Origin of the sequence: Streptomyces sp. RPA4-2 (genome assembly GCF_012273515.2) — a bacterium.
GTDB lineage: Bacteria > Actinomycetota > Actinomycetes > Streptomycetales > Streptomycetaceae > Streptomyces > Streptomyces kaempferi.
Genome location: NZ_CP050975.2, coordinates 4,043,079 through 4,065,947, shown reverse-complemented (window position 1 = coordinate 4,065,947; position 22,869 = coordinate 4,043,079). Strand labels below are relative to the sequence as shown.

Annotated in this window: 18 protein-coding genes and 2 pseudogenes; 10 read left to right on the top strand and 10 right to left on the bottom strand. The window is 71.0% G+C overall.

Going from position 1 to position 22,869, the window contains the following annotated elements:
* Positions 1–2: 2 nt before the first annotated feature.
* Positions 3–1,277, bottom strand: coding sequence for a M6 family metalloprotease domain-containing protein (locus HEP85_RS17655; RefSeq protein ID WP_168528603.1), 1,275 nt, complete (start codon positions 1,275–1,277; stop codon positions 3–5).
* Between the two features lie 267 nt (positions 1,278–1,544).
* Here HEP85_RS17655 and HEP85_RS17650 point away from each other — a divergent pair, with 267 nt between their 5' ends.
* Both HEP85_RS17650 and HEP85_RS17645 read left to right on the top strand, forming a co-directional pair.
* A complete protein-coding gene (locus tag HEP85_RS17650; protein WP_168528602.1) occupies positions 1,545–2,189 on the top strand; it encodes a TetR/AcrR family transcriptional regulator in 645 nt (214 codons plus the stop codon).
* 267 nt (positions 2,190–2,456) lie between these two features.
* On the top strand, positions 2,457–3,998 hold the full coding sequence (locus HEP85_RS17645) for an MFS transporter (RefSeq protein WP_329288391.1): 1,542 nt from the start codon (positions 2,457–2,459) through the stop codon (positions 3,996–3,998).
* A gap of 140 nt (positions 3,999–4,138) precedes the next feature.
* Here HEP85_RS17645 and HEP85_RS17640 read toward each other — a convergent pair whose 3' ends face one another.
* Entirely contained in the window at positions 4,139–4,648 is a 510-nt protein-coding gene (locus HEP85_RS17640) for a MarR family winged helix-turn-helix transcriptional regulator (protein ID WP_168528600.1), read from the bottom strand.
* 178 nt (positions 4,649–4,826) lie between these two features.
* Here HEP85_RS17640 and HEP85_RS17635 point away from each other — a divergent pair.
* A pseudogene (locus HEP85_RS17635) lies at positions 4,827–5,587 on the top strand (dioxygenase).
* 7 nt (positions 5,588–5,594) lie between these two features.
* Here the strand turns inward: HEP85_RS17635 and HEP85_RS17630 are convergent.
* Positions 5,595–6,149 carry a GNAT family N-acetyltransferase gene (locus HEP85_RS17630; RefSeq protein WP_168528599.1) on the bottom strand — a complete coding sequence of 185 codons (555 nt, stop codon included), beginning with the start codon at positions 6,147–6,149 and terminating at the stop codon, positions 5,595–5,597.
* 208 nt (positions 6,150–6,357) lie between these two features.
* On the opposite strand from HEP85_RS17630, the gene HEP85_RS17625 reads away from it, so the two are divergent.
* Positions 6,358–7,359, top strand: a complete 1,002-nt coding sequence (locus HEP85_RS17625) for an RNA polymerase sigma factor RpoD/SigA (RefSeq protein ID WP_168528598.1) — start codon at positions 6,358–6,360, stop codon at positions 7,357–7,359.
* A 670-nt stretch (positions 7,360–8,029) separates the two neighbouring features.
* Here the strand turns inward: HEP85_RS17625 and HEP85_RS17620 are convergent.
* Entirely contained in the window at positions 8,030–9,022 is a 993-nt protein-coding gene (locus HEP85_RS17620; RefSeq protein ID WP_168528597.1) for a YafY family protein, read from the bottom strand.
* Positions 9,023–9,084: 62 nt separating this feature from the next.
* Between HEP85_RS17620 and HEP85_RS17615 the strand changes: the two genes are divergently transcribed.
* The 5 genes from HEP85_RS17615 (at position 9,085) to HEP85_RS17595 (ending at position 15,658) form a co-directional block, all read left to right on the top strand.
* A complete protein-coding gene (locus HEP85_RS17615) occupies positions 9,085–10,710 on the top strand; it encodes an MFS transporter (protein WP_168528596.1) in 1,626 nt (541 codons plus the stop codon).
* A gap of 317 nt (positions 10,711–11,027) precedes the next feature.
* The gene (locus HEP85_RS17610; RefSeq protein WP_168528595.1) at positions 11,028–11,789 is read left to right on the top strand and encodes a DeoR/GlpR family DNA-binding transcription regulator; all 762 of its coding nucleotides are present in this window, start codon (positions 11,028–11,030) and stop codon (positions 11,787–11,789) included.
* Positions 11,786–12,739 (top strand): 1-phosphofructokinase, encoded by a 954-nt coding sequence (pfkB, locus tag HEP85_RS17605; protein ID WP_168528594.1) that lies wholly within the window; start codon positions 11,786–11,788, stop codon positions 12,737–12,739. The genes HEP85_RS17610 and pfkB overlap by 4 nt, the downstream gene beginning before the upstream one ends.
* Before the next feature lie 416 nt (positions 12,740–13,155).
* Positions 13,156–15,255 (top strand): fructose-specific PTS transporter subunit EIIC, encoded by a 2,100-nt coding sequence (locus tag HEP85_RS17600; protein WP_168528593.1) that lies wholly within the window; start codon positions 13,156–13,158, stop codon positions 15,253–15,255.
* 136 nt (positions 15,256–15,391) lie between these two features.
* Positions 15,392–15,658, top strand: a complete 267-nt coding sequence (locus HEP85_RS17595; protein WP_168528592.1) for a hypothetical protein — start codon at positions 15,392–15,394, stop codon at positions 15,656–15,658.
* Positions 15,659–16,037: 379 nt separating this feature from the next.
* On the opposite strand, the gene HEP85_RS17590 is transcribed toward HEP85_RS17595, so the two are convergent.
* The 4 genes and pseudogenes from HEP85_RS17590 to HEP85_RS17575 all read right to left on the bottom strand — a co-directional run bounded on the left by HEP85_RS17590 (position 16,038) and on the right by HEP85_RS17575 (position 20,912).
* Complete coding sequence (locus HEP85_RS17590) at positions 16,038–16,796, bottom strand: DUF6227 family protein (protein WP_168528591.1); 759 nt, start codon at positions 16,794–16,796, stop codon at positions 16,038–16,040.
* A 158-nt stretch (positions 16,797–16,954) separates the two neighbouring features.
* Complete coding sequence (locus HEP85_RS17585; RefSeq protein ID WP_168528590.1) at positions 16,955–18,181, bottom strand: Ig-like domain-containing protein; 1,227 nt, start codon at positions 18,179–18,181, stop codon at positions 16,955–16,957.
* A 363-nt stretch (positions 18,182–18,544) separates the two neighbouring features.
* Positions 18,545–19,579: pseudogene (locus HEP85_RS17580) on the bottom strand (P1 family peptidase).
* A gap of 100 nt (positions 19,580–19,679) precedes the next feature.
* The gene (locus tag HEP85_RS17575; protein ID WP_168528589.1) at positions 19,680–20,912 is read right to left on the bottom strand and encodes a low temperature requirement protein A; all 1,233 of its coding nucleotides are present in this window, start codon (positions 20,910–20,912) and stop codon (positions 19,680–19,682) included.
* A 103-nt stretch (positions 20,913–21,015) separates the two neighbouring features.
* Here HEP85_RS17575 and HEP85_RS17570 point away from each other — a divergent pair, with 103 nt between their 5' ends.
* Positions 21,016–21,246 carry a hypothetical protein gene (locus HEP85_RS17570; RefSeq protein WP_168528588.1) on the top strand — a complete coding sequence of 77 codons (231 nt, stop codon included), beginning with the start codon at positions 21,016–21,018 and terminating at the stop codon, positions 21,244–21,246.
* 124 nt (positions 21,247–21,370) lie between these two features.
* On the opposite strand, the gene mscL is transcribed toward HEP85_RS17570, so the two are convergent.
* Both mscL and HEP85_RS17560 read right to left on the bottom strand, forming a co-directional pair.
* The gene (gene mscL, locus HEP85_RS17565; protein WP_168528587.1) at positions 21,371–21,841 is read right to left on the bottom strand and encodes a large conductance mechanosensitive channel protein MscL; all 471 of its coding nucleotides are present in this window, start codon (positions 21,839–21,841) and stop codon (positions 21,371–21,373) included.
* 126 nt (positions 21,842–21,967) lie between these two features.
* Complete coding sequence (locus HEP85_RS17560; protein WP_168533728.1) at positions 21,968–22,561, bottom strand: hypothetical protein; 594 nt, start codon at positions 22,559–22,561, stop codon at positions 21,968–21,970.
* Positions 22,562–22,869: the final 308 nt, after the last annotated feature.

Sequence of the window (22,869 nt, the reverse complement as noted above, 5' to 3'; positions counted from 1 at the left end):
CGTCAGCGGCGTGTCACGGACACCTCGTAGTCGCCCGCGGGGTTCGTCCCCGTGACCGCGATCGTGACGCCGGTCTTGGGGTCCTTGAAGGACTCGCCGGGGGCGAAGGGCGCGTCGGACAGTTCCGCGTGGACGTTGGGGCTGCGCGTGCAGCCGCCGCTGTTCTTGTGGGAGTCGTAGACGGTGATGGGGCCGCTCCCGGTGTCGACGTCCGCGTCGACCTTGTAGACGAGGATGCCGGGGCGGCAGATCGTGGTGTCGTTGCCCCCATGGGTGCGCAGTTCGAGGGCGAAGCCCGTGCGGGTGCCGGTGGGGACGAAGACGAGCTTGGCGCCGCCGGGCCGGGACAGCGGGGTGAGCGTGTACCGCGTGGTCCCGGGTCGCGCGGCACAACTGACCTGCGAGTCGTCGAGCCAGCCCAGTTTCCACTTGTGCCAGCCGAGCAGGTCGTTGTCGGCGCCCCAGTCCTCGCTCATGATGTCCCAGTGGCCGACCGAGCCGCCGCCGTCCTGGGTGTAGAGGTCGGGCAGGCCGAAGGTGTGGCCGTTCTCGTGGGGGAGCACCCGGAAACCGGTGTCGGCGTAGGAGCCGGAGCCGTCGTCCTGGCGGCTGTAGACGAAGGACGCGTTGGAGACCGGGACACCGTCGGCGACCGGGGCCTCGGCGTTGCCGGCGAAGGTGACGGACAGCACGGTGTCCAGGGCGGAGGGCCCGGCGTTCGGCGTCACCAGCACGTTCAGGAGGTCGTACGAGTGGAAGTCCACCTCGGGGTCGGCCGCGGCCACGATGTCCTGGACCAGGCCGCGGTACCCGGGGTCGAAGGGGGCGCCGCGTTCTATGCCGTAGGCGCTGAAGGGCTTGGGCATGCGCAGCCAGTGCCGTATCGGGGTCTCGGGACGGTAGTCGAGGCGGCCGTAGGAACTGGTGCGGAACCAGTTCTGGGTCTGCGGGAAGAACTCGCCCAGCCGGTCGAGCGCGCTGCCCTGACCGGGCGCGTCGGAGAAGTCGACCATCACCGTGAGGGCCCGGACCGTGCCGGTGGAGCGGGCGTATCCGGGCACGGTGGGTATCCCTTCCCCCATCTGCACGCCCTTCGTGCCGCTGATCATGCAGGGACCCAGCGCCGTCGAGCGGGCCAGTGCGATGGAGCCCGCCGCCGTGGAGCCCACCGTGAGGTGCCCGGTGCCGGCGGAGGTGCTGACCGCCAGCGTGAGAAGGGTCACCGAGGCCAGGGCGGCCACGCGGCGCCGGCGTATCCGGTGGCTGGTCGGCTGCATGCAGGGGTCCTTCGCTCGCGGCAGCCGCCCGGTCACCGACTGCACCCTGTGCGATCACCCTGTGTCGATGGATGCGCGGGCGCTCGCTGGAGGAGCCCGATCGTGGGTTTCTCGCCGAGGAAGGTGTGACGCGGGTCACAGGAATTGAGCGGGGGTCGGGGAAATAACCGGGGATGGTTTCCCCGTTTGGCATAGGTGTCCGAGTGAAAACGGGGAGTGAATCCCCGGATCACGCCAGAGCCTTCACCTACTTCCGAGGAGCACGCCGTGGAGACCGCCATCCCCGTGAAGCGTCGGATGCCCCGGCCCCGAGCCGATGCGCTGCGCAACCGGGAGCGGATCGTCGCCGCCGCGCGCGAGATGTTCGTCGAGTTCGGCCCCGAGGTGCCGTTCGACGAGATCGCCCGCCGCGCCGGTGTCGGCAACGCCACGGTGTACCGCAACTTCCCCGACCGCGACGCGCTCGCGCGGGAGGTCGTCTGCTCGGTCATGGACCGCACGTCGGAGTGGATCGAGGCGGCACTCGTCGAGGGCGGCGACGCCTTCGACGCACTGAGCCGTTTCGTGCACTTCTCGGCGGACGAGCGGATCGGCGCCCTGTGCCCCATGCTCTCCGCGGCCTTCGACCAGAACCATCCGGACCTGTACGCGGCACGCGAACGGACCGTGGACCTGATCGAAGCGTTGATGAGGCGTGCCCGCGAGGCAGGCCAGTTGCGCTCCGACGTGGAGTCCGGTGACCTGATGGTCGCCGTCAGCCAGCTCACCCGGCCGCTGCCCGGCACCGCGTGTCAGGGCATCGACCGGTTCGTACACCGTCATCTGCAGCTGTTCCTGGACGGTCTGCGGGCACCGGCCCGCTCCGTACTGCCCGGAGTGGCGGCCACCGTGGAGGGTCTGCGAACAGCCTGACCGATCAGTCCAGAGCGATGAGTTCGGCCCGCGGCGCCGGTCCATGGCCCGACAGTCAGCCCCTAGCCGCAGTCCTGACCCGTAACCCGTAGTCCATAACCCGTAATCCGCAGTCCGTAACGTGTGATCCGTGTACGGCTTCCGGACGCGGGCGCCGGACGTCGGACTCCGGACCCCGGACTCCCCAAAGCCTTCGGCCGTCGACGAGGACGAGCCGTCTCTTTCCCTCACCTTTTTTCACTGCGAAGTACCGGAGTGGGTATCCCCATGTCTTCATCAGCAACACCGACAGCGGCGGCGGAAACGGCCGACGCGCATTCCAATCGCTGGAAGGCCCTCGCCTTCATCGCGCTCGCCCAGCTGATGGTCGTCCTCGACGCGACCATCGTGAACATCGCGCTGCCCTCCGCCCAGCGCGACCTGGGGATATCGGACGGCAACCGGCAGTGGGTCATCACGGCCTACGCCCTCGCCTTCGGCGGCCTGCTCCTCTTCGGCGGCCGCATCGCCGACCTGTGGGGCCGCAAGCGCACCTTCGTCACCGGCCTGATCGGCTTCGCCGGCGCCTCCGCGCTGGGCGGCGCCGCACAGGGCGAGGCCCTGCTGCTCGGCGCCCGCGCCCTGCAGGGCGCGTTCGGCGCGCTGCTCGCGCCCGCCGCGCTCTCCCTGCTCGCCGTGATGTTCACGGACGCCAAGGAGCGCGCCAAGGCCTTCGGCATCTACGGTGCGATCGCCGGTGGCGGCGGCGCCGTGGGTCTGATCCTGGGCGGTTTCCTCACCGAGTACCTGAACTGGCGCTGGACGTTCTTCGTGAACATCCCGTTCGCGATCATCGCCGCCCTCGGCGCGTACTTCGTCATCCGTGAGCCGGCCGGCAGCCGCAACCGCTCGCCGCTCGACATCCCGGGCGTCGTCCTGTCCACCCTCGGTCTGGTCTCCCTCGTCTACGGCTTCACCCGCGCCGAGTCGGCCGGCTGGAGCGACTCCAGCACGATCGGCCTGTTCGTCGCCTCGGCGGTGCTGCTCGCCTCCTTCGTCCTCGTCGAGTCCCGGGTCAAGGCTCCGCTGCTGCCCCTGCGCGTGATCACCGAGCGCAACCGCGGCGGTGTCTACCTCTCCCTCGGCCTCGCGATCATCGCGATGTTCGGCCTGTTCCTCTTCCTGACCTACTACCTGCAGATCGTGAAGGGCTACTCGCCGGTCAAGACCGGCTTCGCCTTCCTGCCGATGATCGCGGGCATGATCACGGGCTCCACGCAGATCGGCGCCCGCCTGATGACGCGGGTTCCGCCGCGGCTGCTGATGGCCCCCGGCTTCCTGACCGCCGCGATCGGCATGCTGCTGCTGACCCAGATGGAGATCGGTTCCTCGTACGCCGGTCTGCTGCTCCCGGCCCAGCTGCTGCTCGGCCTCGGCATGGGTACGGCGTTCATGCCGGCCATGTCGCTGGCCACGTACGGTGTCCAGCCGCAGGACGCCGGTGTCGCCTCCGCGATGGTCAACACCTCGCAGCAGGTCGGCGGCGCGATCGGTACGGCTCTGCTGAACACGATCGCCGCCTCGGCGACCACCTCGTACATCGCTGACCACATCGGTGGTGCCGCCTCCAAGCCGCAGCAGCAGCTGGTCCAGCTGCAGGGCCTGGTGAACGGTTACACCAACGCGATCTGGTTCGCCGTCGGCATCCTGGTGCTCGCCTCCGCGATCGCCGTGACCCTCGTCAACACCGGCCGTCCGGACATGTCCTCGACCGTCGGTACGGGCGAGGGCGCCGAGGACGAGATCAAGGTGCCGGTGATCGCCCACTGATCACCCGTCGCGCGGGTACTTCGCGTACGGGCGCGGGGTGGGGACGCCTCGCCCGTACGAATCCCAGGGTCCGCCCCGGTTCCGAACTCGTCGGAGCCGGGGCGGACCCGCGTCCGCACACCCGTCCCCACGGCGGAGCGCTACCGCAACCAGGGCAGATCCGCGCCCGCGTCCTTCGGCTGGAGCCCCTCGGCGATGACGCGCATGGCGTCGCCGAGGGCCTGGTTCTGCTCGGGGGTGAGCCGGTCGAAGAAGGCCTGGCGTACGGCGCTGACATGGCCCGGCGCGGCCCGGCGCAGCATCTCGTGGCCCTCGTCGGTGAGCACCGCGAACTGGCCGCGCCTGTCGGACGGGCAGTCCTCCCGGCGCACCCACCCGTTCTTCTCCAGGCGGGCGATCGCGTGCGAGAGACGGGAGCGGGTGATCTTGGCGTTCATGGCCAGCTCGGTCATCCGCAGTCGCCGGCGCGGCGCCTCGACGAGTTGGACGAGCAGCCCGTAGTAGACGTGCGGCATGCCCGCGTCGCGCTGCAGCTGCCGGTCGAGGTGGTCCTCGAGGAGGGTGGCCGCGTGCATGTACGCACGCCAGGTGCGCTGTTCCTCGTCGGTGAGCCAGCGCGGCTCTTCAGCGGGTGCGGATGCCGTGTTCATGTACTCCACTGTACGAGCCTCTTCTTGAAGGTTAAACAAGTCGGGGGTAGAGTCGTGATGAAAGCTTGAGACTTCAAATAACTGGCTGATCGGTCCTACGATGAATCCCTCGGAGGGAGTAGCCGCCATGTCTGTCGCCATGTCCGACGTCACCGAGGGGCGTGCCCCGCAGGAGCGCATGCCCGCCCTCTACCTCAGTCATGGCGCCCCGCCGCTGGCCGACGACCCGGTCTGGCCCGGCCAGCTGGCCGCCTGGTCCGCCGAACTGCCCCGCCCCAAGGCGATCCTGATGGTCTCCGCCCACTGGGAGGAGGCCCCGCTGGCCCTCGGCGCGGTGGAGACCGTACCGCTCGTGTACGACTTCTGGGGCTTTCCCGAGCACTACTACCGGGTGCGCTACGCGGCCCCCGGCGCTCCCCGGCTCGCCGAGTCCGTACGGAAGCTGCTGCGCGCGCCCGGCATCCCCGTCCAGGACATCCCGGACCGCGGCCTCGACCACGGTGCCTACGTGCCCCTGGTCGAAATGTTCCCCGAGGCCGACATCCCCGTCCTGCAGATCTCGATGCCGACCCTCGATCCGGTGAAGCTGATGGACATCGGCCGCAACTGGCCCCCCTCCGTGATGAGGGTGTCCTGATCGTCGGCTCCGGTTTCTTCACGCACAATCTGGCGGCGCTGCGGCAGGGCGGCGTCCCGTCCTGGTCGGCGGAGTTCGACGACTGGGGGCACCGGGCCCTGGACGCCCACGACTGGGACGCCCTGCTCGACTTCACCCACAAGTCGCCGGCCGGTCTGCTGGCCCACCCCCGTACCGAGCACTTCGCCCCGCTGTTCGTGACGATGGGCGCGGCGGACGCCACCGGTGAGCTCGACGGCCAGAAGTCCGTGATCGACGGCTTCTGGATGGGGCTGGCGAAGCGCTCGGTGCAGTTCGGCTGAAGCCCGGTCACCCGGCGGGGTCGGAGCCGGGGCCGAGCTCCTTCTCGTACCAGGCGACATCCCAGTAACGGCCGAACTTCCGGCCCACCTCCCGGTACGTGCCGACGTGCCGGAACCCGAAGCGTTCGTGCAGCCGCACGGACGCTTCGTTGGGTTGTGCGACGCCCGCGTAGGCGCGGTGCAGGTCCTCGCCGGCCAGCGCCTCGAAGAGTGCCTCGTAGAGGAGTGTGCCGATGCCGCGGCCGCCCGCGCCGGGGGCGAGGTAGACGGACACCTCGACCGAGGTGACGTAGGCGGGCTTCGGGCGAAAGCCGCTGGATGTGGCGTACCCCAGAATCCGTCCGCTCCCTGGTTCCCGGTCCGTGTCCGTGGCAACCATCAGGCGGTGAGGGCCGTCTTGCAGGTGGGAGAGCAGCCACGGACGGCGCTCCTCCGGTGTGAGAACCGCCGTGTCGAAGGTGATCGGCGTCTCGCGTACGTAGTGGTTGTAGATCTTGGTGAGGGCGCCGAGATCGCTCTCCACTCCGGCCCTGACCTGCACATCTGTACGTTCTGACGTCATCTGACCCCCTGCTGTGGCGGCACAGGGTACTGCATGATCAGAAAAATAGGGGAACGGGTTGGGAATTCTGTCCGGATTCCAGTCGTTGTTTCCTTCGGATGCCGGGCACTCGGATGAGTGGCCGAGCCGCCACCAGGACTCGCAAGCCCTCCTCCCGCTCTCGGCTCCGGCTCGAGCGGGGGACACACCGATACGCAAGGGAGCACGCATGGCAACCCGTGCCGTCGCCCGTCGTCAGTCCGCCACCGGCGAGACCCGCGACGCGGCACGCAGTGTTCGCGCCGTAGGCGGCGAAATCGCCGACCGCGACCTGGTCGGCATGTACCTCGACGAGATCGCGCGCACGCCCCTGCTCGACGCCGCCAAGGAAGTCGAGCTGTCCCAGACCATCGAGGCGGGTGTGTTCGCGCGGCAGATCATCGACGGCGAGGTGGATGCCCCCAAGGCGGACGCGACCCGTGAGGAACTGGACGCGCTCATCGCCGAGGGCGAGCGGGCCAAGGACGTCTTCATCCGCTCGAACCTGCGGCTGGTCGTCGCGGTGGCGCGCCGCTACCCCCGCAGCGGCCTCCCGCTGCTGGACCTGATCCAGGAGGGCAACGCGGGCCTGGTGCGCGCGGTCGAGAAGTTCGACTACCGCAAGGGCTTCAAGTTCTCGACGTACGCGACGTGGTGGATCCGCCAGGCCATCACCCGGTCCATAGCCGACCAGTCACGGACGATCCGCCTCCCCGTGCACCTCGTCGAGGAGCTCGGCAGGATCCGCCGGGTGCAGCGCGAGTTCAACCGGAAGAACGGCCGCGAGCCCGAGCACGCGGAGATCGCCGCCGAGCTCGACTCGACCCCGGCGCGCGTCGGCGACGTGCTGGACTGGGCCCGCGACCCGGTCTCGCTGAACATGGCGGTGGACGACAACGGCGACACCCAGTTCGGTGACCTCCTGGAGGACACCTCCGCCGTCTCGCCCGAGCAGTCGGTGCTGACGCTGCTGCGCAGTGAGGAGCTGGACGACCTGATCGGCCGCCTCGACCAGCGCACGGCCTCGATCATCAAGATGCGCTACGGCATCGACGACGGCCGCGAGCGCACGCTCACCGAGGTCGGCAAGGAGCACGGTCTCACCCGTGAGCGCATCCGCCAGATCGAGAAGCACGCGCTGCTCGAGCTGAAGAAGCTGGCTCGCGACACGGGCTTCGACGCGGCGGCGTGACGGGGTCCGCGTGACGAGGTCGATGTGACGAGGGCCATGTGACGGGGACGACGTGACGAGGGCGACGTAATGAGTACGCGCGGTTCGCGCGGTTCGTGCGGTTCATACCGTTCCGCTCCGCGTATGGTTCGTAGGGATCCGAAGCACCCGTCCGGCAGGTCCGGGCGGTGCGGCAGATCCGTATCCGCTTGAGGTCGGCCATAACTCGACCGGACATGGCCATGTAACGCCGCTTCAAAACGCTGAGCTCTGGGCACAAGACTTCAGGGCCCAGGGTTCAGGGTCCCGGGGCGCACGCCCCAGACCCCCCAGAACCGAGTCCCGACGCACTCCCCCCCGCGCCGGGACTCTTCCAGAGCCGAGCTTCGGCGCCTTCCCCCCTGGCGCCGGGGCTCGGCTCCATTTTGTCTCCGCTTTTGTCTTCGCCCGGAGTCTTCGGGCCCGGGGTCTTCGGGCTCGGGGCCTTCGCCCGGGGAAGGTGACGGGGGGCGGGCCGGGTTTCGGGCAGGCCGACGGGCCACCCCGTACCTGAACCCCGGGGTGACCCGGAGGGCAGAGTCTGCCACAAGGGCACATCCGGCCGACCGTGACCGGTGCCGCGTGCGCCGGGCCGCCCGGAAGCGCTACGTGATCTTCCCTCGGGCCGTCGGCGCACCCCACCCGGCGTACGTCACCCGACAACGGTGCCGAAGTCCTCCGCGCCACCCGTCGCCCGCGTCAGGCGCTCGCCCAACTCCCTTATGTGGCCGACCAGTTCCGGTGGCCGATGGACCGTGAACTCGCAGTCGACCAGGGCGATCCGCACGGCCAGCCACTCCACCGAGTCACCGGCGGAGGACCGCAGCCGGCAGCTGTCCTCGTCGATCGGTTCGGGCGCGCCGAGCCAGTTGGGCAGCCGGGCCGCGACGAACGCGGCGGGCGCGGCGAAGGTGACCTCGAACTCGTACGTCTCCTGACGCCGGTACATCGACTGCCGCAGAAACTCCGCGGCGTTCCCCGCCGGCAGCTCGCGTGGTGTGAAGCGGACGCCCGTCGAGGCGGGTTCGGTGACGCGGTCGACGCGGAACGTGCGCCAGTCGGCGCGGTCGAGGTCGTACGCCACGAGGTACCAGCGACGGCCGGTGGAGACGAGCCGGTAGGGCTCCGCCTGCCGCCGCGAGGGCGTTCCGTCCCCGGAGCGGTAGGCGAACCGCAGCCGCTCGCGCCCGGCCACCGACGAGGCGATCACGGTCAGTGTCTCGGGCGCGATGCTCGCTCCGTCCCCGCTGGTCAGCGGGGTGGTCGCGGCCTGAAGGGTGGACACGCGGTGCCGCAGCCGGGACGGCAGCACCTGCTCCAGTTTGGCGAGGGCCCGTACGGAGGCCTCTTCCACGCCCTCGACCGCGTGCCCGGCGCCCGCCCGCAGACCCACCGCGATGGCCACCGCCTCCTCGTCGTCGAGCACCAGCGGCGGCATCGCCTTGCCCGCCACCAGCCGGTAACCGCCGTCGGCGCCCTTCGTCGCCTGCACCGGATACCCCAGCTCGCGGAGCCGGTCGATGTCGCGGCGGACGGTGCGCCGCGACACCCCGAGCCGCTCGGACAGCTCACCGCCGGGCCACTCGCGGGGCGTCTGGAGGAGGGAGAGCAGCTGGAGAAGCCGGGCCGGCGTGTCCGTCGTCATGTTTCCCAGAGTGCCGCACATCTAGGACATGACCTGACCTAATGAGGGCCTACCTTCTTCTCATGACCTCCACCGACATCCCTCCCAGCGGCGTGGCCGTGCGGGCGCCGGGCCCGGCCGACCGGCGGCGCTGCTTCGCCCTGGCCATCGTGATGACCGCGGCCTTCATGGACCTGGTCGACGTGACGATCGTCAACATCGCCATCCCGTCCATCCAGCGGGACGAGGGCGCCTCGTTCGGCCAGATCCAGTGGATCACGGCCGGCTACGCGCTGGCCTTCGCCGCCGGCCTCATCACGGGTGGACGGCTCGGTGACATCCACGGCCGCAAGCGGGTCTTCCTCCTCGGCATAGGCGGATTCACGGTCGCCTCGGCGCTGTGCGGCTTCGCCGCGAACCCGGAGATGCTCGTCGCCTCGCGGATCCTGCAGGGCGGCATGGCCGCGATGATGGTGCCGCAGGTGCTGTCGATCGTGCACGCCACCTTCCCGGCGCACGAGCGGGGGAAGGTCTTCGGCCTCTTCGGCGCGATCATCGGTCTGGGAGCCGTGTCCGGTCCGCTCCTCGGCGCGCTGCTCACCGAGTGGAACCTGTTCGGCCTGGAGTGGCGGCCGATCTTCCTCATCAACCTGCCGGTGGGTGTCGCCGCGCTGATCCTGGGACGACGCTTCATCAGCGAGTCCAAGGCCCCGAAGGCCCTCAAGCTCGACCTCGTCGGCGTGGCTCTCGTGACGCTGGCCCTGCTGATGCTGCTCTACCCGCTGACCCGCGGACGTGAGCTGGGCTGGCCGCTGTGGGGGTACGTGTCGATGGCCGGCTCCCTCGTCGTCTTCGCGGGGCTGGTGGCGTACGAGAGGCGGAAGGCCGCGCGGGACGGTTCGCCGCTGGTCGAGCTGTCGCTGTTCAAGGTGAAGAGCTTCGCGGCGGGCATCGCCGTACAGACCGTCTTCGGGGTCGGCCTCGGCGTCTTCTTCCTGGTCTGGACGCTGTACATGCAGGTCGGTCTGGGCTGGACCCCGCTGCGGGCGGGGCTGACCGGAGTGCCGTTCTCGATCGCGGTCTCGGCCGCGGCCGGTATGTCGGTGCAGCTGCTCGTCCCGCGTTTCGGGCGCAAGGTGCTCCAGGCGGGCGCGCTGATCATGGCGGTCGGCGTACTGCTCTACATCTGGGAGTCCGACCGGTACGGCATGTCCATCGCCTCCTGGCAGATGGCCCTTCCGCTGGTCGTCATGGGAGCGGGCATGGGCTTCATCGTGGCGCCGCTGACCGACGCGGTGCTCTCGGAGGTTCCGCGCGAGCACTCCGGTTCGGCGTCCGGCCTCATCAACACCGTGCAGCAGATGGGCAACGCGCTCGGCCTCGGGCTGGTATCGGTGCTCTTCTTCGGCCGGATCGCCGACCGGCTCACCGCGGTCCAGGTGGGCCCGGCCTTCGTGCACGCCTTCCAGTACGCGCTGGGCTGGGTCGTGGCGCTCATGGCGGCCATCTTCCTCCTGATGTTCGCGCTGCCGAAGCGGCCGGCGCAGCATGTGGAGGGGGCGGGGGAGGAGCCCGTCGGAGAGGGGCCCGGCGGCGAGGACTCCGCCGGGGAGGAGCCCCCGTCCGCCGGGCGGGGCGGCGTTCGGGACGGCGTGGGCTCGTCGGGGGACGCCCCGGTGTCCGACGGTGGGCCGGTGCTGACCGGCTGATCTCCCGAGGTTCGACAGCGAGCGGCCCGAGGGGCCGGCGCCCAGGTCATGTGCCCGTTCTCCGTCCGCGGAGGGCGGGCACCGACCGTTCGCGCGGGCGGGCCCGGCGGTTCGCGCGGGCGGCCCCGGCGGTTCCGGTGGCGTGGGCGGTCAGGAGGCGGGTGCGGGGACCGATCAGGTCTGCTCTTGGCCGCCTCCGAGAAGCATCGATGCCTGTTTGTGTCCGTCCTGCGTCCGAACCTGTTTACTTTCCGGAAATCCGGGCGTAGCCTCCGACTGAAACCACAGATTCGGGCATCAGTCGGAGGCGAACGGACATGTACGCACCGGAGCGGCAGCAGGAGATCCTCCGGCTGGCTCGTGACGGCGGCCGGGTGGACGTGCTGTCGCTGGCCGAGGAGTTCCAGGTGACCGCGGAGACCATCCGGCGTGACCTGAAGACCCTCGACCGCGCGGGTCTCGTGCGGCGGGTGCACGGCGGTGCCATACCCGCCGGGCGCCTGGACTTCGAGCCCGATCTCGCCGAGCGCGAGTCCACCGCGGCCGACGAGAAGGACCGCATCGCCCTGGCAGCCGTGGCGGAACTGCCCGGTGAGGGCACGGTGATCCTCGACGCGGGCAGCACGGTCGCCCGCCTCGCCGGCGACCTCCCGCTGGAGGCGACGCTCACCGTCGTCACCCACAGCCTGCCGATCGCGGCCCGCCTCGCGGACCACCCCGGCATCCAGCTCCACCTGGTCGGCGGACGCGTCCGGCACCGTACGCGCGCCGCCGTGGACGCCTGGGCGCTGCGGGCGTACGGCGAGATCCGCGCCGACGTCCTGTTCATCGCCGCCAACGGCTTCTCCGCCGAGCACGGACTGACCACCCCCGACCTCGCCGAGGCCGCCGTGAAGCGCGCGGCCGTCCAGGCGGCACGCAGGGTGGTGCTGCTCGCCGACTCCTCCAAGCACGGCCAGGAGCACTTCGCCCGCTTCGGCGACCTGAGCGACGTGGACCTGCTGATCACCGACACCGGGCTGAGCCCGGAAGACGCCACCGACATCGAGCGCGGTGGCACGGAAGTAGTACGCGCATGATCCTCACCGTCACCCCGAACCCCTCCCTCGACCGCACGTACGAAGTCCCCTCACTGGACCGCGGCGAGGTCAACCGGGCCACCGGCGAGCGCGTGGACCCGGGCGGCAAGGGCGTGAACGTCTCGCGCGCGGTCGCCGCGGCCGGGCGGCGCACGATCGCCGTACTGCCCCTGGGCGGCGCGCCCGGCGCACTCGTCGCCGAGCTGCTCGACGCGCAGGGCATCGAGGTCGCCCCGGTCCCGGTCGCGGGAGCCACCCGGTCGAACATCTCGGTCGCCGAACCCGACGGCACCCTGACGAAGATCAACGCGCCCGGCCCCGAACTCTCCGCCGCGGAGGCCGAGTCGCTCCTGGAGACGGTGCGTCGGCAGTACGGTTCCGGCGACACCGACTGGATCACCTGCTGCGGCAGCCTGCCGCGCGGACTCGGTCCCTCCTGGTACGCCGACCTCGTCGCCCGCGCCCACGCGGCGGGTGCCCGGATCGCCCTGGACACCTCGGGACCGGCGCTGCTCGCGGCGCTGCGCGAGCGGCCCGACGTGGTGAAGCCCAACGCCGAGGAACTCGCGGAAGCCGTCGGGCGCCCCCTGACCACCGTGGGCGACGCGGTCAAGGCCGCCGAGGAACTGCGCGAGATGGGCGCCGGCGCCGTGCTCGCGAGCCTCGGTGCGGACGGGCAGTTGCTGGTGGACGACTCGGGAGCCTGGTTCGGCAGCGCCCAGGTGGACGCCGTACGCAGCAACGTGGGCGCCGGTGACTCCTCGCTCGCCGGATTCCTGATCGCCGGGGGGCGCGGCCCGGAAGCGCTCGCCTCCGCCGTCGCCCACGGTGCCGCCGCCGTGCAGTTGCCCGGCAGTGTCATGCCGGGACCGGCCGATCTCGACCCCGCCGGCGTGACCGTCACGACGGAGATCCCCGTGGACCGCGTCCTCACGGAGCCGGTGTCATGACGGACCCCACCGCCGCGAGCGCGGCCACGCGCCGGCGCACGCCTCCCGGGCCGGTCTCGCGGGCGTCGAGCCGCGCTCCCGGCCGGAAGGTGCCTCCTGGCCGGGCGCGGAAGGTACCGCGTAGCGGCGCGGTGGCGAAGGCGTCTCCCGGCCCGGTTCCGAAGACGCCTCCCGAACGGGCGCTGAGGTGGGGGGACTTCCCAGGTCCCGCCCACGGCACCCGCCACGGCGCCGTCCTCGCAGATCCCGCAGATCCCGCAGATCCCGTCATTCCCTCGGACCTCACCGTCCCCGCACCTCCGGAGTCCTCCGCGTGCGGCACCCCCGTTTTGACCCCCGTCCCCGTCTTCACCCCCGTCCCCGTCCTCACCCCCGCCCACTCCCCCACGGGCGATACGCGTGCGAAGGAGCCCGCGATGAGCGAGATGATCACCGCGGACCTGGTCGATCTCGACCTGTCCGCCGAGACCAAAGAGGCGGCGGCACGAGCCCTCGCCGAGCGCATGGTTGCCCAGGGCCGGGTCACCGACCTCGACGGCTTCCTCGCCGACGTGGCCGCCCGTGAGGCGCAGATGCCGACCGGTCTCGACGGCGGCATCGGCATCCCGCACTGCCGGAGCGAACACGTCACGGAGCCGACGCTCGCTTTCGGACGCAGCGCCGCCGGGATCGACTTCGGGGCGCCGGACGGCCCCGCCGACCTGATCTTCCTGATCGCCGCTCCGGCGGGCGCCGACGACGCGCATCTGACGATCCTGTCGGCGCTGGCCCGCCAGCTCATGAACGCCGAGTTCACCTCCGCGCTGCGGGCCGTGGACGACGCGACGGCAGCGGCCGCGCTCATCCGCGGGGACGAGTCCCCGGCGGCCGCGGCTGCCGGCGCGGCCACGTCCCCGGCGACGACCGAGGCCTCAGAGGTGCCCGAGGTGGCCGAGGTGGCCGAGGGTTCCCAGGACTCCGTGGCGGTGTCGGCGGCGGCCTCCGCCGACACCGCCACGGTCAGCACCGGCGAGCGCCCGTTCCGTATCGTCGCCGTCACCTCCTGCCCCACCGGTATCGCGCACACCTACATGGCGGCCGAGTCGCTGGAGAACGCGGGCCGCGCGGCGGGCGTCGAACTCGTCGTCGAGACACAGGGCTCGGCCGGATTCACCCGGCTCGACCCGGCGGTCATCGCGGACGCGGACGGCGTGATCTTCGCGCACGACGTGCCCGTACGGGACAAGGACCGGTTCGCCGGGAAGCCGACCGTGGACGTCGGTGTGAAGGCGGGCATCAACCGGCCCACCGAGCTGATCTCCGAGGTGCGCGGCAAGGCGGAGCGCGGCGAGGTCACCGCGGGCTCCGCCCCCGGCACGCCGGTGGAGCGCGCGGGTGCCGCCGGGGAGGGCTACGGGACCATGCTCCGCAAGTGGCTGATGTCCGGCGTGAGTTACATGGTCCCGTTCGTCGCGGCCGGCGGTCTGCTGATCGCCCTCGGGTTCGCGATCGGCGGCTACCAGATCAACAAGGCGCCGTCGGTGATGGACCACTTCGTGTGGACCCAGGGGGACAGCTGGGGCGCGCTGCTCTTCCAGATCGGCGGCGTCGCCTTCGGGTTCCTCGTCCCGGTGCTGGCCGGCTACATCGCCTACGGCATGGCGGACCGGCCCGGTATCGTGCCCGGCTTCGTCGGCGGGGCGATCTCCCTCACCATCAACGCCGGCTTCCTCGGCGGCCTGGCCGCCGGTCTCATCGCCGGTGGTGTGGTGATCGGGATCCAGAAGGTGCGGATCCCGGCGGCCCTGCGCGGCATCATGCCGGTGGTGGTGATCCCGCTGATCTCCGCGGCGATCGTCGGGTTCCTGATGTTCGTGGTCATCGGCAAGCCCATCGCCTCCGCGCAGAAGGGCATGACCGACTGGCTCAACGGTCTCACCGGCTCCAACGCCGTCCTGCTCGGCGCGCTGCTCGGCCTGATGATGTGCTTCGACCTCGGGGGCCCGGTCAACAAGGTCGCGTACACCTTCGCCACCGCCGGTATCGCGGTCGCGAGCCCCAGCGACTCGGCCATGAAGATCATGGCGGCCGTGATGGCGGCCGGTATGGTGCCGCCGCTCGCCATGGCCCTCGCCACGACGGTGCGCGGCAGGCTCTTCACCCAGACCGAGCGCGAGAACGGAAAGGCGGCCTGGGTCCTGGGCGCCTCCTTCATCTCGGAGGGCGCGATCCCGTTCGCGGCCGCCGACCCGCTGCGTGTCATTCCGTCCGCCATGGCGGGCGGCGCGGTCACCGGAGCCCTGTCGATGATCTTCGGCGCGACGCTGCGGGCCCCGCACGGTGGCATCTTCGTGGTCCCGCTGATCGGCAACCCGTTCCTCTACCTGATCGCCATCGCGGCCGGCGTCTGTGTCACCACCGCCCTGGTGGTCGTCCTGAAGGGCATGCGGAAGCAGGCTTCCGCCGGTGCGGGCGCGGGTGTCGCGGAGGCTCCGATAACGACGAAGGCCGACACCACGGAGCCGGTCGCGGCCTGAGACGCGCCCCCGTCCGCCCGATTGGGGCGGTGGTGAGCCGTTCACCGCACCTGCGCGAGATCGACACCTTCGCGGCATCTGCGATATACGTCACGGTCCGGGGCCAAGCCCCGGACCGTGGTGTCTACTGGTGCGTATGCCTGAGCATGTATCGATCTCCCAGTTGATAGGCGTGGCCGTCCTCGCCCTCTTGACCGTCGTCTGGGCCATCGGTCTGATCCGTCTGACGCGCCGGGCCCGCGCCGCGGGACTCCTGGGGCCCACGCGGTCCCACGGAGCCGTGCTGCGGGCGATGCCCCACCAGCGGCGCTCCGGCCCCGTCGCCGAGTCCGTCGAGCTCACCCCCGAGGAGCGCGCCGCGTTCGCGGGCCTGGTACGCCAGTTCAGCGACAGCCGCCCGTAGAACGCGTACCCCGCGGTGCCGCACCCGCGTGTGCACCGCGACACCGGGCCGCATCCGCACGGCTGTGACATCGGGCCCTGCCCGCACGCCCGTGACGCCGGGCCGCACGCGTGCCCGGTACTCGTCCGGGCCGGCGCAGGCGCCCGCGGGATCGCCGTGCGCGGAGTCGTCCCAGCCGGGTCGTGACAGTCCAGGAGTGTCAGCCGCGTCGGGCGGACCGCGTCGAGCGGGCCGTGTTGGGCCGGCCTCCGAGCGGGCCACGCCCGGTCAGCCGTGCCGATCGGGCCGCGTCGAGCCGGCCGCATCAGATCAGCCGCATCAGATCAGCCGCATCAGATCAGCCGCATCAGATCAGCCGAGCCGGGTCAGCCGAGTCGGGTCAGCCGAGCCGTGCTGCCCGGCGTTCCATCGCGGCGCGGGCCGCGTCCTCCGTCGGGTAGACCTCGCACATGTGCCGACCGTCCGGTGTCGCCGTGTGCTCGACCTCCCACAGGGAGATCTCCCGGCCGTCGCGGAGCAGGAACGCGTGCTCGTAGAGCGAGAAGCACAGGCCGACCTGGCCCACCTGGCCCGCCCGGCAGGGGCGGCCGAAGGCCTGGGTGATCTGGTGCGCGAACGCGGTCCGCAGCAGCAGCGTCGCGAGGTCGGGACCCGGCCGGTCCGCGTTCTCCGCGCGTCGCAGCAGACGCCGCGCGTGATCCGCCGAATCGTCGGGCACGTACGCGTGCCGTGGCTCGGGGACCGGCGACAGCCCGACCGTCACCGGCAGCTCGAAGTCCGGCGCGTCCGGCGGCAGCGGCAGCCGCGCCGTGGCGGCACGCAGCTCCTCCTCGTCGACGTACACCTCGTGCTGCGGCTCGCTTCCCGGCGCCGTGTTGTGCACGAGCTCCCACAGCGTGACCGCGGAGCCGTCGGCGAGCAGCCAGGTGTGCCGGTACGTCTCGCGGTGCAGCCCCGCGCTGTGGTGCGCGGAGTGCAGGGAACTGTCGTGCGCCAGCGCGCAGTCGAGCCGGCGTATCGCCTCGTCGGGCAGTTCGAAGGAGTTCAGGGCACGGCCGAGGAGTCGCGCGAGGTGCTCCTCCGGAGACTCGGGCGACTCGGGTGGTTCGTACGCTGCTGTCTCGTACGGAACGCTCAAGGTTTCTCCCGGCGTTGCTGCATGTCACCTTGTGGGTGCATACCGTAGCCCCTCGGTCCGACATCATTCCTGGGAACCGAGAAAACGTACGGACACAAAAACGAGCGGGCCGCGCGGCAAGTTCCCACACGGCCCGCTTCGGCGTCAACGGCGCCCCGTCAGGCGGTATTTCCCGCGGTCCACGCGCTCCACGACATGTTCCAGCCGTTCAGTCCGTTGTCGGGCGCGACCGTCTTGTCGGGCGAGTTCTTCACCGTCACGACGTCCCCGACGAGGGAGTTGTCGAAGAACCACTTGGCGGTCGTGTCCCCCTGCGCGCCCTGTACATCGGCCATTCCCACGCAGCCGTGGCTGGTGCCCTGCCGGCCGAAGGGCGGGTTCCCGCGGTTGTACCAGTAGTTGCCGTGGACGAACGTCCCCGACGAGGTCAGGCGCATCGCGTGCGGCACGTCCGGGATGTCGTACTCGCCGCCGTAGCCCACCGTCGAGCCGTTCATCCGCGTCTGCGCGAACTTCTCGGAGATCACCATCTGCCCGTTGTACGTGGTGTGCTCCGGGCTGCCGGCCGAGATCGGCACCGACTTGAGGGTCTTGCCGTCCCGGACCACCGTCATGGTCTGTGTGTTGACGTCGACCGTGGAGACCTGGGAGCGGCCGATGGTGAAGGTGACCGTCTTCTTCTGCACGCCGAAGACACCGTTCGCCCCCTCGACGCCGTCCAGGTCGATCTTCATCGTCACCTTGGAGCCGGCCTTCCAGTACTGCTCGGGCCGGAAGTCGAGCCGCTGCGCGCCGAACCAGTGCCCGACCACCTGCTGCCCGCTGCTGGAAGTGACGCTGATGTGTGACTGCACGGCCTTCGGCTTGCTGATCGCCTTGTCGAAGGTGAAAGAGACCGGCATCCCGACGCCGACCGTGCTGCCGTTGTCGGGCGTGTACGTACCGATGAAGCTGTTGCTCGAAGAGACCGTCGTGAAAATGGAGTTGGCGGCGGCCGTACGCCCGCTCGCGTCCTTCGCGGTGGCCGAGATCTGGTACTTCGTCCCACGCTCCAGCTGCGCCTTGGGCTGCCAGCTGCCGCCGTCCGCGGTTATCGCCCCCGGTACGGCGGCACCGCTCCCCGACACCGTCATCTTCACGTCCGTCAGCTTGCCGTCGCTGACCTTCACTCCGGTCGCGTTGATGGACGCGCTCGTCGAACCGTCCTTGGCCGAGATGGCGATCTTCGCCGTGGACGTCTTGGCCGAGCCGCTGCCGTTCTTGCCGCCTTTGCCTTCGGTGTCGGCACTGGCGTTGCCGCCGCAGGCGGTGAGGGCGAGGGCGCCGACCATCAGGGCGGCACAGGCCCCCAGTGCGCGCCGCGCTGCTGAGTTCGGCGTATTCACGGGCTTCTCCAGTTCCTTGTGGTGTGGGTGATCCGCTCCGGTGCGTGGGGAAAGAGCGAGCGGTGAAGAGAAGGGTTCCCACGATCTCCGCCTGACGCCGTCCGGTGACAGAACCGGGACAATCGCCCCCTTCATGACCGCCCTGGAGCCACCGGCCACCGACTGTCGCCCACCAACCACCGCTCACCGGGTGTCGGCTACCGGCCTCCGCCCTCCGCCCACCGGCCTCCGGCCACCGGATGTCGACCACCAGCCACCGCCCACCAGATGTCGATAACCAGCACCGACCACCGACCTCCGCCCACCGGATGTCGGCTACGGCCACCGACCTCCGCCCACCGGTTGCCGGCCACTGGTTAGCGACTACCGGCTCCCGTACAACTCCTCGTACGACGGCCACATCCCGCCCGGACCGTCCACCGGGCCGGCCGCCCGCACCGCCCGCACGATCGCCCGTGTCACCAGGTCCGCGCCGGCAGCCAGAATCTCGTTGAGCGCGAGCGGGTCCCCGGCGGCGAGCGGCCGGACGCCGGTGGCCAGCGCGAACACCGTGTCCCCGTCGTTGAGCAGATGCACCGGCCGCACCGCGCGGGCGATGCCGTCGTGCGCCGTCCCGGCGAGTTTGTGCGCCTGCGCCCGGGTGAGGACGGCGTCGGTCGCGACGACGGCGAGTGTGGTGTTCAGCGGCGGCGGCGTGTTCCTCGCGGCGGCCTCGGCGAGCCGCTTCCGAGCCGCCTCATGGACCCCCGGACGCGGGGTACTCCGCCCGCCCGCCCCCCAGCAACTCCCCGTACAGCGCTCCCGTCTCCGGATCCACCGCCGATCCCGCCGCGTTGGCCACCACCAGCGCGGCCACCGTGATCCCCGAGCCGAGCACGGCGCTCGCCGAACCGACCCCGCCCTTGACCGCCCCGACCGTCGCGCCCGTGCTTAGCTGCCCACGCACCCCTCCGCCACCGGGGCGCCGGGTCCACTCGCGTCGGCCGCCTCGACCGCGGCCCGGCCCGTGGCCGCGTCCGGCCGTGCCCGGAAGTCGCCGCCGCGGCCCAGGTCGAAGACACAGGCGGCGGGCACCACCGGCACGACGTGCGCCGGATCGACGCCCACCCGCACGCCGCGGCCCCGCTCCTCCAGCCAGGCCATCACCCCGGACGCGGAGTCCAGCCCGTACGCGCTGCCCCCGGTCAGGACGACCGCCTCGACCTTCTGCACCAGATTGCGCGGGTCGAGCGCGTCGGTCTCCTTGGTGCCGGGTCCACCGCCGCGCACATCGACGGCCGCGACGGCGCCGCCCGGGGGAGCGAGCACCACGGTGGTGCCGGTGAGCCAACCGCCGCCGGTGCGTGTCGCGTGCCCCACGCGCAGCCCCGCGACATCTGTCAGAGCGTCAACTGTCATGGGCCCAGTGTTTCCCCCGCCCCGCCCTCGGCGCTCCCCCTCCGTCCCGCGCCTCCTCCGTGCCCGCCCGTCCGCCTGTGCCCGCACCGCTCGAGCGGCTCTACGCGGCCCCCGCCGTCGCCCGTCTCTCGGGTGCGGTCATCCGCGCGGTCAGGATCACTCCCACCGCCACCGCCAGGGTCGCCACGATTCCGGCCACGAGCACCGCCCAGTCGCCCAGGAACGTGCACAGGATCACCAGCAACGCGGCCGTGGGCAGGACCAGTTGCTGAGCGGTGCCCACCTTGAAGTGGCGCGCGTGCAGGAGCCACACCATGAGGAAGTACAGAGCGGTCGGCAGTGTCACCGCGGCGGATGCGGCGAGCGTCGAGATGTGGGCCTTGCCGACCGCCTGCTCGACCGCGACCTCCAGACCCGCGCCGATCGCGGCCGCCGACGAGAAGATCAGATAGTGGCCGTACCCCCACAGGAACGACTGTCTGTTGGACCGCAGGAAGCCGTGGATGGGCACCGCGAAGTAGATCCACCAGGCGGCGAACACGATCAGCAGGCCGCCCACGGCGATCGGCAGCAGACGGCCCAGCGCGTCGTGCTCGTCGACGCCCGTCTTCACGGCGACCGTGGCCGCGGAGATCGACTCGCCGAGCACGATGATCGTGAACAGGCCGAACCGCTCGGAGATGTGGTGCGCGTGCCACGAGGTGACGTAGTCCTTCTCCGCGTACAGCGGGACGCACATCTCCAAGGGCGCCATCACCAGGAACACCCAGCCGCGGCCCGACTCCGGCAGGACCAGCAGCCCCAGCCAGCCGACCTGGCACAGCAGCACACCGACCGCGTACCGCAACGCCATCGTTCTCTCGGCGCCCTCGGCGGAGCGCGCCGCTCGGAGCCACTGGGTGATCAGCGCGAACCGCATGATCACGTAGCCGAGCCAGACGGCCAGGAAGACGTGGTTCTCGAACGCCCGCGACACCCCGGCGGCGAGCACCAGCACACCGGCGATCTGCACCAACGTGACCACCCGGAAGAGCGCGTCGTCGTTGTCGTACGCCGAGGCGAACCACGTGAAGTTCATCCACGCCCACCAGATGGCGAAGAAGATCATCACGTAGTTGAGGATGCCCTCGCCCGCGTGACCCCTGGCCATGGAGTGCATCAGCTCGGCGCCGGCCTGGGCGATCGCCACGACGAAACACAGGTCGAAGAAGAGCTCCAGCGGCGTCGCGACGCGGTGCGCCTCGCCCCGCCCCCGGGCGGTCATCCTGCGCAGGGGCCCGAGCCGGGACGTGCCGGGCGTCGGTGCGGACTCGGAAGCGGAACTGGACGTCATGCGGCCAAGCACAGCAGAAAAGGACCCGGAACGCCCACGCGGGGGGCCTGATCCGCCGGTCGTGGCGCGAGGGGCCGGCATGCCCTCGGCGTACCCTGGACGCATGAGTAGCACCCCCGCGCCCGAACCGCGCGATGCCCCGGAACCGCGCACCGAGTCGTCCGGGGAGGTACGCCCCGCTCCCCGGAAGCCGACGCTGGTCTTCGACGACCCGCTGAGCCAGCAGTCCTCCGACGACACGGACCGGGGATGGGGCGAGCGGCCGGGCGGCGACGCCGACAGCGCCGCTGACCTGAAGCGTTTCCTCGACGAGAAGCCGCCCCACCACCTCTGAGCCGGGCGATGGGGCCGCCGAACGCGGCCCCGGCGCCTTGGGGACCGGCCCCCGTCCGGCCCCCACCGCGACAACACGCCCAGCCGGAACAGCCCCCGTCGGAACAGCCCCAGCCGGGACAGCCCTAGCCGGGCCTCTGCCCCGAACCGCGCTGAGCCAGCAAGGCGTCGCGGATCTCCTTGAGCACTTCCAGCTCGGACACCTCGATGACCTCCTGTGTGCCTTCCTTCGCCTTCTGGCGGGCCGCCTGCCGGGCCAGGAACTTCGACATCGGCAGGACCATCAGGAAGTAGACGACGGCCGCGGTGATCACGAAGCTGAGCGTGGCGCCCAGCACCGAGCCCCACAGGATCCGGACGCCCGTGGCGGTGTCCCCGCTGCCCTGGCACGGCCCCTTCAGACAGGAGTGGTAACTGTCGAGGTTCTTCGTGCCGACCGCACCGACCAGCGGGTTGATGATGCCCTTCACCACCGAGTTGACGATGTTGGTGAAGGCCGCTCCGATGACCACCGCGACGGCCAGATCGATGACATTGCCCCGCATGAGGAAGGCCTTGAAGCCCTCCCAGACGCCGGGTTGCTGCTTCTCGCTCACCAAGAGGCCCCTCTGCACAAGTTGTGGAACAAACAGCTCCGCAACCTACGGCAGGGCATGTGGGCGCTGTCCAATCCCGTAGCCCCCGTGCGGGACTTGACACCGATTCGATATCCGGCGGAGTCCTCAGCACAGTGTCACCGCCAACCGTGCGGAGATGCCCGCACCCGCCAGCCGTGCGGCGGTGGGCCGGGGCACGGACAGCACGACCAGCGCACCGGGCTCGGTACCGCCGGAGTCCGGTACCGCGCTCACCCGGGCCCCGGCCGCGACCACGCGCCCCTGGTCGCGGCCGTCCGACGCGATCACGTCGACACGATCCCCGGGCCTGAGCAGCCGCACCGTCGCCGCGTCGGCGATCCGCACCGGCGCCGCCACCATCTCGACCCCGCCGGACTCCCGTACGGAACCGGAAGCGGAACTGGACGAGGAGGAGGAAGAGGAAGCGGAACCGGAAGGGGAGGAGGCGGCGGACGTGGGCGTGGACATGGCCGAGGTCGAGGCCGTGGACGCCGGGTGGCCGCGTGCCCGCTCCGCGGCTCGGGGGACGGCCGCCACGAGGGCCGCCGCCGTGACCGCGAGCCCCGCGGCCACGGCCCGCCGCCGGTACCGGGCGAGGCACCGCGGCCGATACCGGCCTCCGCGCACACGAACGGGCGGGAACTGCGGCACCTCGCAGGTCGGGGGCGCGTCCACGCCCGGCGGACGCAGGTCGTCCACGTCGTACGGGTCCGAGGGCCGTCCCGCGTACGGGTCCGAGGGCCGTCCCACGGGGACCTCCGCGTCCCAGGGGAGGACGGGGGCCGTGGGGAGCGGGCGGGAGGAGAAGGGGAGAGCTGGGCCATGGGGAACCACCACCTGCGACGAGGGACCGGGCTTGCGATCCCACGATGAGGCCTCGCGGCGAATCCCGTCGGAGCCGGTGGATCACCGACGATTTGTGGACAACTCCCTCACCCGAACGAGGAGTTCCGCACGCCTCGACCGGTCTCCCCGCAGGTCCGTCCCCACCTCGCCACTTCCCGCCC